A 12,141-nucleotide genomic window follows, 5' to 3' on the forward strand; every position below is an offset into this window, starting at 1 on the left:
CGCGTCGACCGCGCACGGGCAGCGGTCGCGGCATCCGCGACATCCGCCCGGATCACCCCGCCCAGGGCAGGCGCAACGTCGTGACCGCGTCGCCCGCCCCGACCCCGTCGGGCGGCACCACGAGCACGACCTCGGCCCCCGCGAGTCCCCTGAGCATGCCCGCCCCGTGGTACCCCGTGGGCACCGCGCTCCCATCCGGCCCGAGCACGGCCGGGACGAGCGCCGTGACGCCGGACCCGCCGTCGAGGGCCGTGCCGGCCCGAACCTGGCCGGCGGCCGCGTCGGCCGGACCTGCGCCCGACCAGGCATGGAGCAACGGCCCGCCGACCGCGAGCAGCCCGAGCATGGCCGCGAGGGGATTGCCGGGCAGGCCGAGCACGAGCCGATCCGCGATCCGCGCGAGCAGCGTCGGCCCGCCGGGCCGGATCGCGACCGACGGCACGAGCAGGTCCGCGCCGAGGTCGGCCAGGGCCGCACGGACGTGGTCCGCGTCCGAACGGCCCGTTCCGCCGGTCGACACGACGAGGTCGGCGTCGGCGCTCGTCATCGCCGCGCGGGTCGCCGCCGCATCGTCGGGCACGCGGGCGACGCCGACGACCTCCGCGCCGAGGGCGCGCAGGGCCGCGGGCAGGGCGACTCGGAAACTGTCGCGCACCCGCCCGGGCCCCGGTACGCCGGACTCGACCACCTCGTCGCCGGTGAGCACGACCGCGACCCGAGGCCGGCGCACCACCTCGATCACGTCGGCGCCCGTGGCCGCCGCCAACGCGATCCGGGGAGGCGTGAGGGGCGTCCCGGCCTCGAGCAGCCGGTCCCCCGCGCGTGCCTCCGACCCGCCGAGGCGGATGTGACGGCCCTCCCGGACGTCACGGAGACCGACCTCCCCGACCGGTTCTAGCGTGCCCCGATCGACCCGCCCCGCCTCGGCGCGCAGCACCGCATCGGCCCCGCGCGGCACGACCCCGCCCGTCACGATGCGCTGCGCCTCGCCGATGCCGATGCCGAGCCCAGGCTCCCCCGCGCCCGGCGCTCCCGCCGGGCCGATCAGTCGCCACGGGGCGGGGCCGCGGACGGCCCACCCGTCCATCGCCGACGAGGCGTAGTGCGGCAGGTCGAGGGCGGTGACCAGGGGTGCCGCGAGCGTCCGGCCCAGCGCATCGGCCAGGCCGACGCGCTCCGCCGCGGGCCGCGGTGCCGCGGCCGCGGCGATCCGGCGCGCGGCCGCCCAGTCGACGGCCTCCGTCACGGTCGGGCGAACCGTCACGATCGGGCGAGGCGTCGCGCCCGATCGAGCGCGTCGGCGGCTGCGGCCTCCGGGGCGGTGCCGCCCGCCGCGGCGAGGCCCGCCGCATACCCGGCGAGCCAGGTCGTCACCGGCGCCGCCGGGCGGACGACCGCGTGCGCGGCGACTCCGGCGACGCCGAGCACGGCGTCGATGTCGAGCGGCGCGTCCGCGACCCCGAGCTCGTCGCCGAGTCGTCGCGCCCACTCCTCCACGGCTCGCCGCGTCTCCTGCTCGTCGCTCATGCGTCTGCTCCTCCCGTCGCGCCGACGCGTCGCGCGTCGGCCCAGGTGTCGACATCCATCGTGGCCCGGACCGGCACCGGAGTGTCGATCATCCGCAGGTCCGCCAGCAGTCCGCGCATCGACGAGCCGGCCAGCGGGCCCCGCGCGGCGATCGCCGCCTCGAGGGCGGGGCGACGGATGACGCCGAGCAGGTGCTGCGCGCGCCCAGAGGCATCCACCGCGCGGGCGCCGTCGGCCGCGGCATCCGTCTCGAGCGCCGCCAGCAGCGGCTCGATCGCCTCGGCCGCGAACGGCAGGTCGCCCGCGAGCAGCAGGACCGCATCGGACCCGGCCGGCAACGAGGCGACACCGGTCGCGACCGCGGCCGCCGGGCCGCCGAACGGCGGCTCCTCGCGGACGATGCGCACCTCGGGCGGGACCCGGGATGCTCCGGCCTCGCCGACGACGATCCGGTGCCTCGCCGCAGCGGATGCCGCGACGACGCGCTCGAGGATCGTGTCGCCGTCGACGCGCAGGTCTCCCTTGACGCGCCCGCCGAGCCGCTCGGCGCGCCCGCCCATCAGGATCACGGCGTCGACCACGAGCATGGCATCACCCTAGTCGTCGTCCTCCTCGGCGGATGCGCGCTCGGCGTCGGGCCCGGCCACGGACCGCTCCGGTGCCGCGGCGGCAGGGCCTGCGGCCGCCGGCGCTGCGGCCGCCGGCGCTGCGGCCGCGGCGCCGGTCGCAGCGAGTGCCGGCTCGGGCGCACGCGGCTCGTCTGCCGCCGCACGCTCGGCCGCACGCCTGGCCCGGCGCCGTTCGCGGCCGCCCTCGACCAGGTCGTAGAGGGCGGGGAGCACCAGCAGCGTGAGCAGCGTGGAGGAGAACAGTCCGCCGATCACGACGAGTGCCAGCGGCTGCGAGATGAACCCGCCGCTGCCCGTGATCCCGAGCGCGAGCGGGAACAGGGCGAAGATCGTCGCGAGCGCCGTCATGAGGATCGGTCGCAGTCGTCGGGAGGCGCCGTGCAACAGGGCGTCGCGCACCTCCATGCCGCGCTCGCGGTACTGGTTCACGAGGTCGACGAGCACGATCGCGTTCGTGACCACGATGCCCACGAGCATGAGCACGCCGACGAGCGACGCGACGCCGAGCGGGATGCCGGTGGCGACCTGCAGCAGGATCGCGCCGGTCGCCGCGAACGGCACCGAGACGAGCAGCAGCAGCGGCTGCAGCAGCGACTTGAACGTCGCGACCATGACCACGTAGACGATGAGGATCGCCGCCAGCAGAGCGAGGCCGAGCTGTGCGAAGGACTCCTGCTGGTCGGCGGTCACGCCCCCGAGCGACGCGGACGTGCCCTCGGGCAGGTCGACCGCGTCGACCGCGGCCTGCACCTCGGCGCTCGCGGTGCCCAGGTCGTCGCCGGCGGGTGTGGCCGCGACGGTCGCGCTCCGCAGGCCCTGCACGGTCGTGACCGAGGTCGGCCCCTCGGCCTGCTCGACCGTCGCGAGCGTGTCGAGCCGGACCGCGCCGGTCGGCGTCGGCACCTCGAGCGCGCGGAGCGCGTCGACCGTCGCCGGCGTCTCCTCTGCGGCGAGGTAGATCGTCAGGGTCTGCTCGTCGATGACGATCGAGCCAGCCGACTGCGGCTGCATCTGGGCCGACACGTACCCGCCGAGCGCGACCTCGGAGTATCCGGCGTCGGCGGCCGCGGTTCGGTCCACCGTGATCGCCACGTACGGCTGCGATGCCTCGAGGTTCGAGGTGACCTGGCTGAGCGAGCCCAGGGACGAGAGCTCCTCGACCACGGCGTCGGTCGCGGCACGCAGGTCCTCCTGGTTCGCGGCCGCGATGTCGACCTCGATGTCGTTCGACGCGCCGAATCCGCTCTGCGCGGCGAGGGTGATCTCGCCCACGCCGTCGAGGTCGTCGAGCTCGGCCCGCACCTCCTCCTGCAGGGCGAGCTGGTCGGCGTCCTCGTCGGTCGTCACGTTGTACGCCACGGTGTCGCCCGCGCCGCCGAACGCGGCGAGCGCGCCGCCGCCGGTCGAACTGCCGATCGAGGTCTGCACGGTCTCGACGCCCTCGACGCCGCGGATGGCCTCCTCGACCGGCTCGGACGCCGCAGCCAGGTACTCGAGGCTCGAGCCCTCGGGCAGCTCCTGGGTGACCCGGAACGTGTTCTGGCCGCTGTCGCCCAGGAAGTTCGTCTTCATGAGCGGCGCGAGGGCGACCGTCCCGCCGAGGACGAGGACCGCGACGATGATCGTGACGGCCGAGTGCCGGAGCGTCCACGCCAGGATCGGCAGGAAGCCCTGCTGCAGTCGCGACGGGTGCTCGAGCTCGTCGACGCCCGCACCGGGTGCGGCGGTCCCGCCGGGTGCGGCGGTTCCGCCGCTCGCGGACGGGCGCGGGGCCCCGGGCGCGTCGCGCAGCTCGGGGGCGAGCCACACCTCGTCGACGAAGGCGGCCGCCGCCGCGGCATCCGCTTCGCTCTGGTCCTTCCGCGGCTTCGCGGGCTTCAGGAACCAGTACGCGAGCACCGGCACGATCGTCAGCGACACGAGCAGCGACGCGAGCAGCGCGATGGTCACGGTGAGCGAGAACGGCCGGAACAGCTCGCCCGTGACGCCCTCGACGAGCGCCAGCGGCAGGAACACGGCGACCGTGGTGATCGTCGACGCCGTGATCGCCCCGGCGACCTCGCGGACGGCGTGCACGATCGTCGCGGCCTTGTCGACCCCGGCGACATAGTGCCGCTTGATGTTCTCGATCACGACGATCGAGTCGTCGACCACGCGCCCGATCGAGATCGTGAGCGCACCGAGCGTGAGGATGTTCAGCGTGTAGTCGGCGGCCTGCAGGCCGATGAAGGTGATCAGCACCGACGTCGGGATCGAGATCGCGGTCACGAGCGTGGCACGCACCGACATCAGGAAGACGAGGATGACGAGGACCGCGAAGACGAGACCGAGCATGCCCTCGACGGCGAGCGACTCGATCGAGTGCTCGATGTAGGGCGCCTGGTCGAAGACGACCGTGAACTCGGCCCCGGGGTTGGTGGTGTCGAGCGCGGCCTGCAGGTCGGGCAGCATCGCGGCGACCGCGTTCGAGACCTCGACGGTGTTCGCCGAGGGGAGCTTGGTGATCGAGATCGCGAGCGCGGATTCGCCGTTCACGCGCGAGATGCTGGTGGCCGGGTTCTCGGTCAGATCGATGGATGCCACGTCGCCGATCGTGAGCGCGACGGGCACCGTGACCGTGGTGGCCGTGGCGCCCGTTCCGAAGTCGGCGCCGCCGACCGGCGCGCCGTCGGTCCCCGAGCCGTCCGGGAGCCCGTCGGTGCCGCCGATCTCGGAACCGTCGACGCCCTCGCCGAGATCCGCCTCGCCGGGTACCGGCTGCTGCTCGGTGCCGCCGAGGACGGGCAGCGCGACGAGCTCGTCGACGCTCGTGAGGCGCGTGCCGGCCTGCACGGCGAACGTCGAATCGCCCTCGGTGATCTGGCCCGCCGGAAGCAGGACGCCGTTCTGCTGGAGCGCGTCGCGGATCGCCTGGGAAGTGAGGCCGTAGCCGGCGAGGGCCTCGACGTCGGGCGTGATGACGACCCGCTGGCCGTTGTCGCCGACGAGTGCGGCGTCGCGCACGCCGTCGATGTCTCGCAGCTCGGGCAGGGTCGTGCGCGCGATCTCGTCCGAGAGCGCCGCGGTGTCCTCTGTTCCGGTGACCGCGACGGCGAGGACCGGGAGGTCGTCGAAGCTGAAGGCCACGACCTGGGGGTCGACGTCGGCGGGCAGCGTCGGCGCGATCCGGTTGACCGCGGAGAGCAGTTTCTGCTCGGCGAACGCGAGGTCGGTGCCGTAGGTGAAACTCGCGACGACCCGCGAGACGCCGGTGGAACTCGACGTCGACGTGGACTCGAGTCCCGTCACTCCCTGGATCGCGGTCTCGATCGGGGTCGAGACGTCGGCGTTCACGACCTCGGGGGACGCTCCCTGGTACGGCGTGATGATCGAGAGCTGGGGCAGTTGGATGGACGGCGCCAACTCCTGCTTGAGCCCGTTGAGCGCGATGCCGCCGAAGATCGCGACGACGACGGTGACGAGCGCGATGAGGGCGCGGTTGCGCATGCTGAGCCTGGCGAGGAGGGACATGCCCTCGATTCTCGCAGCGGACGTCGCCGTCCGGATAACGGGAAGCTGTGAAGGCCGTCAGACGACCGCGGCGAGCACGCTCGGGTCGGGCGCGGGCGCTCCCGAGAGCGAGCGCCATGCGCGTGCGAGCGCTGCGACCGCCGCGTCGGTCTCCTCCGGCGTGTAGCAGATGGGCAGGCGCAGGAACCGCTCGAAGGCTCCGTCGATGCCGAACCGCGGCCCCGCGGCGATGATGAGCCCGTGCGAGCGTGCGGCGAGCGCGAGTTGCGAGCTGACGGGGGCGCCGAGTCCGACCCAGGTCGAGATGCCGCCGTCGACGTGCGGGACGTGCCAGTCGGGGAACGCGTCGGCCAGCAGGTGCTCGAGCCGGTCGCGCCCGGCGCGGAGCTGCTCGCGGCGAAGCGCGAGGATCTCGTCGGTCTGTCGGACGAGTCGGGCGACCATGAGCTGCTCGAGGATCGGGGTGCCGAGGTCGCCGGGCGAGCGGACCGCGAGCAGGCGGCGGATGAGGGGTCGGTCGGCGCGGATCCAGCCGACGCGGACGCCGCCCCACACGGTCTTGCCGACCGAGCCGACCATCACGGCCGGTCCGTACGCGGCGAGCGGCTGCAGTTCCGGAACCCGGTCGATGTCGAGTTCCGCGGTCGTCTCGTCGGCGATCACGACGGCGCCCAGGCGCGCTGCGGCGTCGAGCACCCGCTCGCGCGCGTCGGCGCCGAGGGAGCGCCCGGTCGGGTTCTGGAAGTCCGGCATCAGGTACGCGGCCACGGGGTTGGCGTGCCCGATGGCCCGCACGAGGTCGCTCGCCTCGTCGGCGGCGCCGAACCCGTCGGCGCCGGCGTCGTGCGACGACGTCGCGACGGTGACGAGCCGCGCACCGGCCGCGCGCAGCGCCTCGTAGGCGTGCGGGTAGGTCGGCGCCTCGATCAGGGCGCGGTCGCCGCGACCGACGAGCGCACGCGAGAGCAGTGAGATGGCATGCTGCGCTCCGAGCGTGACCATGATCTGCTCGGGGCTCGTGGGCAGCCCGCGCGCGGTGTAGCGATCGGCGATCGCGGCGCGCAGGTCCGGGAGTCCGATGGGATCGAATCCCGAATCGCCGAGGTGCGCCGGGAGGTCGTCGACCGCGGCACGTGCGACCTCGGGCAGCCACGGCAGTGCGGGGAGCGCGGCCTTGGAGAAGTCGAGGTAGTCAGCTGCGGGCGGGGCCGGGAGGATCGCGGGCGCGCCGGGCAGGCGCGCGACGCTGCCCGAGCCCCGAACGCTGTGGAGGAGCCGGTGCTCGCGCAGCTCGCGGTACGCGGCGGTCACGGTCGTCCGGCTGAGGCCCAGGCGCTCGGCGAGGTCGCGTTCGGCCGGCAGCCGGGTGTCGACGGGGATCCGACCGTCGAGGATCAGCAGCCGGATGCGTTCGGCGAGCGCGCGGTAGGCGCTGCCGCCCCCGCTGCGCCAGTCGCCGATCAGCGTGTCGAGTGCTCGGGCGCTCAGCGTGGCATCCATGATGCGAGCCACTTTAGGCGAATTGGCTTCTTGTCGAAAGGCCAATTCGAAGATTGGATGTCATCATGCCGATCCGCCGACTCCGCACCGCCGACCCCGCTCCCGTGTTCGCGCGGCGGATCGTGCAGCTCATCGTCGGGCTGTACCTGTACGGACTCGGCATCGCGCTCATCGTCCGCGGCGAGCTCGGCGTGGCCCCGTGGGACGTCCTGGCTCAGGGCGTCGCCCAGCAGTCCGGACTCGGCTTCGGCGCCGTCACCGTCATCATCAGCGCCATCGTGCTCCTGCTGTGGATCCCGATCCGGCAGAAGCCGGGTTTCGGCACGCTCATGAACGCCCTGCTCGTCGGACCCTTCGCCGATCTGTCGCTGTGGCTGATCCCGACCGGCCTCGACCTGTGGCTGCGCATCGTCATGCTCTTCGCCGGCATCGTGGTGCTCGCCGCCGCCACCGGCCTCTACATCGGCGCCCACTTCGGCCCAGGGCCGCGCGACGGCCTCATGACCGGCCTGCACCGACGCACCGGCATCAAGATCTGGATCGTCCGCACGGCGCTCGAGCTCACGGTGCTCGTCACCGGGTTCCTCCTCGGCGGCAACGTCGGCATCGGCACGCTCGCGTTCGCGCTGCTCATCGGCCCGCTGTGCGGCATCGCGATCCCGATGTTCGCCGTGCGGCGCCCGCAGACGACCCGTGGCGGGAGGCCGGACCGGGACATCCGGCGCCCCGCCACGGGTGCGACGCCCGTGCAGGCCTGAACTCGCGCAGACGTGAGCCCCGGCATCCGCTACAGGTTCTGTTCGGCGTAGACCCGCAACGCGTCGCGCACGAGTTCCGCTCCCGACTCGCCGCCGTAGTTGGCCGCGAAGCGCGGGTCGGCGACGTACATCTCGCCGAGTCCCGTGACGTAGCCCGCGACATCGCCGCCGGGTTCGGCGGCCGGGGTTCCGGGGATGCCGGTGAGCCACTCGACGTGCCGCTTCGCGAGGGCCTGCGCCTCGGTGCTGTCGGGCGCGATGCCCGATTCGGCGGCCGCAGCCCAGTCCCGGCCGAGTTCGGCGGTGCGCTCCTGCCATGCGGCTCGATCGTCGGCGCCCATGCCGCGCCACCAACGGTCGCCCTCGCGGTACGCCTCGGCGCCCCAGCGCTGCTCGACCTCGTCGCGGTACTGCGCGTGGTCGAAGCCGTCGAACATGTCCTTCGCCATGATCGGTTCCTTTCCTTCCAATGAATCGATGGTCCGTTCGACCGACGCGATCTGGCGCGCCAGCCGGTCCTGCTCCTGGCGGAGCCAGCCGAGGTGGCCGGCGAGCGCGTGCGCCTCGTCGGCCTGACCGGCCAGCACGTCGCCGATCGCCGGGAGCCCGAGCCCGAGTTCGCGGAGCAGCAGGATCCGCTGCAGTCGCACGAGCGACGGGCGGTCGTAGTAGCGGTACCCGTTCGCGCCCACCCTGCTGGGCGGGAGCAGCCCGAGGTCGTCGTAGTGCCGAAGCGTGCGGCTCGTGGTGCCCGCGAGTCGCGCGACCTCCTGAATCGACCAGTCCATACGACAACCGTAGAACTTGACGTTGCGTCAAGGTCAAGCGGATGCCGTTGCGCCCGACCCATTCGCGATATATCGTGTTTTCATACACGCGATATATCGCGATTTCCACGAAGGAGCACCCCATGGCCATCGAGAAGTGGGTCGTCAATCCCGGCGAGACCCGGGTCGTCGACCTTGAACTCGTCCGCAAGCTCAAGGTCGGGATCATCGGCGGCAAGGTCGACGTGATCGCGCACGACGAACCCGGCGCGCGCGTCGAGGTGTCGAACGTCACGGGCAAGGACCTCATGATCCAGATCGACGGCGACGTGCTCGAGATCGACCACGCCCAACTGCGGTGGGACAACTTCCTCGAGGTGTTCAAGGGCTTCCGCGGAAGCGCCAAGGCCGAGGTGACGATCCTCGCCCCGCGCAGCGCGGCCCTCAAGCTCGGCGTCGTCTCGGGCGACGCACTCGTGACCGGGTTCGAGACCGACGGCAGGTTCAGCTCGGTGTCGGGCGATCTCGTGATCGACTCGCACACCGGCGACATCGAGTGCTCGACCGTCTCGGGCGAGGTCGCCGTCGGCGACCACACCGGGCGCGTCACCGCGCACACCGTCTCCGGCGACATCGCCATCACGGGCGAGGTCGCCTCGTTCAACGCCGACACGGTCTCGGGCGACATGATCCTCGACGTCCGCGGCACCCCCTCGCGCATCGACACCAACTCCGTCTCGGGCGACCTCACCGTGCGCTTCGACGCCGGCAGCGGCGCGCGCTACCGGGTCAACACCGTCAGCGGCTCGCTCCTGCTCGACGACACCCAGATCAAGGGCACGCTCGGCAAGGGGTTCGAGCGCGTGACCGGCGACCTCGAGGGCACCTGGCTCGATCTCGGGGCCAACAGCGTCTCCGGAAGCATCTCGGTCATCCGGCGCCAGCCGGCCCCCGCGGAACCCGACGCCGAGCAGTCCGCGACCGCCGAGGCATCCGCATGACCCCGCCCGTCTTCGCCCACGGCAACCTGCGCCTCTACCTGCTGGCGCTGCTCGAGGAGCAGCCACGCCACGGGTACGAGCTCATCCAGGCGCTCTCCGACCGGTTCGGGGGCACCTACTCGCCGAGCGCGGGCACGATCTACCCGCGCCTGGCCAAGCTCGAGGCGGAGGGCCTCGTCGCCAAGACCGCCGACGGCCGCAAGTCGGTGTACGAGATCACCGACGCCGGGCGCGCCGAACTCGACGCCCGCCGGCACGAGCTCGACGCGATCGAGGAGGATGTGACGGACTCGGTCCGCCGCCTCGCCGAGGGCGTCCGCGCCGAGGTCGACTCGGCCATGCGCACCCTCCGCGCCGAGCTCGCGACGGCCGCGCGCGAGGCCAAGCGCACCGCGACGCAGACGAGCTCGACCGCGAACCCGCACGCCGAGTCGAACCGCGCCGTCCACGAGGCCGACCTCGTCCTGAACGAGTTCCGCCAGCACCTGCGCACCGAGCTGCGCCGTCAGGCCGGCCGCGGGCGCGTGTCGGCCGACACCGTCGCCCTGCTGCGCACCAGGCTCGCCGACGTGCGTGCCGAGATCGCGAAGGAGCTCGCGGGGGCGTAGCGCAGGCACCGATACTGTCCTCATGCGCTCGGCATCCGCCCTCCTGCTCATCGTTGTCGCGTCGGGGACGACCGCGTGCGCGGCCGTCCCCGACGCGCCACGCGTGCACCGGGCCGACGGCACGATCCTGCTTGCGGCATCGAACCCTCCCGACGCCGCCATGGACGCGATCGTCGCGGGAACGCTGACGCGGACCGAGAACGGATGCCTCGCGCTCGACGATCTCGATGGCCTGCACGTCCTCGAGTTCCCGTATGGGACGACCCTCGCCGACGACGGCGAGACCGTCGAAGTGCCGGGGCTCGGACCGCTTCGGATCGGGGACGCCGTCGAGGGCGGCGGCGGGTACCTGGACGTCGCGGACGCGCCCGACGAATGCCGTACCGGGAACGACTTCGCGATCTGGCAGACCGTGCTCGAGTGAGCGGCGCGGATGCCGCGACGCCCGGGTCGCAGCAGGACCGCGCACCGTGAGTGCGGATGTCGGCGGCATCCGCTTGCATGGACGCATGACCGAGGTTTCGCTGCGCCCGTGGTCGGAATCCGACCTCGACCTGCTGCGGCGTGCCAACGCGCCCGAACTCATGGAGCATCTCGGCGGACCGGAGACCGACACGCAGGTGCTCGCCCGTCACGAGAAGTACCTGCGCGGATGGCGTGACGGCTCTTCTCACATGTACGCGATCGTGACGCCCGATCACCCGGCCGGGGTCGGCACGATCGGGTTCTGGGCGCGAACCGACGACGGGCGGGTGCTGTTCGAGGTCGGGTGGACCGTGCTCGCCGCGTTCCAGGGCCGCGGGTTCGCTCGGGCTGCGCTCGGGCTGCTCCTCGACGAGGCTCGCACCGTCGACCCGTCGCGCCCGATCGCCGCCTACCCGCGCGTCGGGAACGCCGCGTCGAACGCGCTGTGCCGCGGCGCCGGCTTCGTCCTCGAGGGCGTCGAGGAGTTCGAGTTCCCCAAGGGCACCCGGCTGCCGTCGAACGTGTGGGTGCTTCCGGCTCCCGGGCCCGGCACGGCGTAGCCTCGACGCGTGCCCCCGGTTCTCGCGGTCTTCGTCGGCGGCCTCGCCGGCACCGGCCTGCGCCTCGCGCTCGACGTGCTGCTGCCCCACCCCGACCACGGGTTCCCGTGGTCGACGTTCATCGCGAACCTCGTCGGGACGTTCGTGCTCGGCTGGCTCGCCGGGGGGCTCTGGACGAGGCCCTCGACGCCGACCTGGCTGAAGGCCGGTATCGGGTCCGGCCTCATCGGCTCGTTCACGACGCTCTCGGCCGTGATGGGCTCGGTCGCGATCCTCGATCGAGCGGATGCCACGGGCCTTGCCGCCCTATACCTGTTCGCGTCGCTGGTGGCCGGCCTGGCCCTCGCGGCGGCGGGCCTGAGGCTCGGCTCGACGCTCGCGCACCGCCCGATGCCGACCGAGGTCACCGACGACGGGGCGACGCTATGAGCCCGCTTGTGATCACGGCCGTGCTCGTCGCGGGCGCCGTCGGCGCGGTCATCCGCTACCTGCTCTCGAAGGCCTACCCGGTCCGCCCCGGGCATCTGCCGGGCGGCATCCTCGTCGTCAACGTCGTCGGGTCGGGGATCGCGGGCGCGGTCATCGGGCTCGCCGAACGGGCCGCCCTGTCGGCCGACCTGCGGCTGGTGCTCGTGACCGGCTTCTGCGGAGGGCTGACGACGTTCAGCACGTGGTGCGTCGAGACCGTCGAACTCGCCGACGGCGGCCGGTGGCGCGCCGCGATCCTCAACGTGCTGGTCACGCTCGCGCTCGGCATCGGCGCCGCACTCGGCGCCTACCTGCTGGTGCGGTAGCAGCAGGCATCCTGATAAACTC

The 12,141-nt window shown here is 73.0% G+C and carries 13 protein-coding genes; 7 read left to right on the forward strand and 6 right to left on the reverse strand.

Translation table 11 applies throughout. The features are described 5' to 3' along the window. Positions 1 to 52 precede the first annotated feature (52 nt). The 5 genes from DSM26151_RS13365 to yczR are packed head-to-tail and all read right to left on the reverse strand — an operon-like array spanning position 53 to position 7,166. Positions 53 to 1,246: a molybdopterin molybdotransferase MoeA gene (locus tag DSM26151_RS13365; protein WP_234660014.1), complete on the reverse strand. Its 1,194-nt coding sequence runs from the start codon at positions 1,244 to 1,246 to the stop codon at positions 53 to 55. A gap of 14 nt (positions 1,247 to 1,260) precedes the next feature. After that, positions 1,261 to 1,527: a DUF6457 domain-containing protein gene (locus DSM26151_RS13370; RefSeq protein WP_234660015.1), complete on the reverse strand. Its 267-nt coding sequence runs from the start codon at positions 1,525 to 1,527 to the stop codon at positions 1,261 to 1,263. After that, positions 1,524 to 2,114 carry a molybdenum cofactor guanylyltransferase gene (gene mobA, locus DSM26151_RS13375; protein ID WP_234660016.1) on the reverse strand — a complete coding sequence of 197 codons (591 nt, stop codon included), beginning with the start codon at positions 2,112 to 2,114 and terminating at the stop codon, positions 1,524 to 1,526. The genes DSM26151_RS13370 and mobA overlap by 4 nt, the downstream gene beginning before the upstream one ends. Before the next feature lie 9 nt (positions 2,115 to 2,123). After that, positions 2,124 to 5,666 carry an efflux RND transporter permease subunit gene (locus DSM26151_RS13380; RefSeq protein ID WP_234660017.1) on the reverse strand — a complete coding sequence of 1,181 codons (3,543 nt, stop codon included), beginning with the start codon at positions 5,664 to 5,666 and terminating at the stop codon, positions 2,124 to 2,126. A 57-nt stretch (positions 5,667 to 5,723) separates the two neighbouring features. Then, positions 5,724 to 7,166 (reverse strand): MocR-like transcription factor YczR, encoded by a 1,443-nt coding sequence (gene yczR / locus DSM26151_RS13385; protein ID WP_234660018.1) that lies wholly within the window; start codon positions 7,164 to 7,166, stop codon positions 5,724 to 5,726. A gap of 65 nt (positions 7,167 to 7,231) precedes the next feature. On the opposite strand from yczR, the gene yczE reads away from it, so the two are divergent. Further along, positions 7,232 to 7,924: a membrane protein YczE gene (yczE, locus tag DSM26151_RS13390; RefSeq protein ID WP_234660019.1), complete on the forward strand. Its 693-nt coding sequence runs from the start codon at positions 7,232 to 7,234 to the stop codon at positions 7,922 to 7,924. 29 nt (positions 7,925 to 7,953) lie between these two features. Here the strand turns inward: yczE and DSM26151_RS13395 are convergent, their stop codons facing one another. After that, entirely contained in the window at positions 7,954 to 8,712 is a 759-nt protein-coding gene (locus tag DSM26151_RS13395) for a MerR family transcriptional regulator (RefSeq protein ID WP_234660020.1), read from the reverse strand. A gap of 122 nt (positions 8,713 to 8,834) precedes the next feature. Here DSM26151_RS13395 and DSM26151_RS13400 point away from each other — a divergent pair, with 122 nt between their 5' ends. The 6 genes from DSM26151_RS13400 (at position 8,835) to crcB (ending at position 12,119) form a co-directional block, all read left to right on the forward strand. Continuing rightward, positions 8,835 to 9,692: a DUF4097 family beta strand repeat-containing protein gene (locus DSM26151_RS13400; RefSeq protein ID WP_234660021.1), complete on the forward strand. Its 858-nt coding sequence runs from the start codon at positions 8,835 to 8,837 to the stop codon at positions 9,690 to 9,692. Then, positions 9,689 to 10,300 carry a PadR family transcriptional regulator gene (locus DSM26151_RS13405; RefSeq protein ID WP_234660022.1) on the forward strand — a complete coding sequence of 204 codons (612 nt, stop codon included), beginning with the start codon at positions 9,689 to 9,691 and terminating at the stop codon, positions 10,298 to 10,300. Before DSM26151_RS13400 ends, DSM26151_RS13405 begins: the two co-directional genes overlap by 4 nt. A gap of 22 nt (positions 10,301 to 10,322) precedes the next feature. Then, positions 10,323 to 10,724 (forward strand): hypothetical protein, encoded by a 402-nt coding sequence (locus DSM26151_RS13410; protein ID WP_234660023.1) that lies wholly within the window; start codon positions 10,323 to 10,325, stop codon positions 10,722 to 10,724. 85 nt (positions 10,725 to 10,809) lie between these two features. Beyond that, on the forward strand, positions 10,810 to 11,325 hold the full coding sequence (locus DSM26151_RS13415) for a GNAT family N-acetyltransferase (RefSeq protein WP_234660024.1): 516 nt from the start codon (positions 10,810 to 10,812) through the stop codon (positions 11,323 to 11,325). Positions 11,326 to 11,334: 9 nt separating this feature from the next. Further along, a complete protein-coding gene (locus tag DSM26151_RS13420; RefSeq protein ID WP_234660025.1) occupies positions 11,335 to 11,754 on the forward strand; it encodes a FluC/FEX family fluoride channel in 420 nt (139 codons plus the stop codon). Beyond that, the gene (crcB, locus tag DSM26151_RS13425; protein ID WP_234660026.1) at positions 11,751 to 12,119 is read left to right on the forward strand and encodes a fluoride efflux transporter CrcB; all 369 of its coding nucleotides are present in this window, start codon (positions 11,751 to 11,753) and stop codon (positions 12,117 to 12,119) included. The genes DSM26151_RS13420 and crcB overlap by 4 nt, the downstream gene beginning before the upstream one ends. The last annotated feature ends 22 nt before the right edge of the window (positions 12,120 to 12,141 follow it).

This window comes from Agromyces marinus (genome assembly GCF_021442325.1).
Lineage (GTDB): Bacteria > Actinomycetota > Actinomycetes > Actinomycetales > Microbacteriaceae > Agromyces > Agromyces marinus.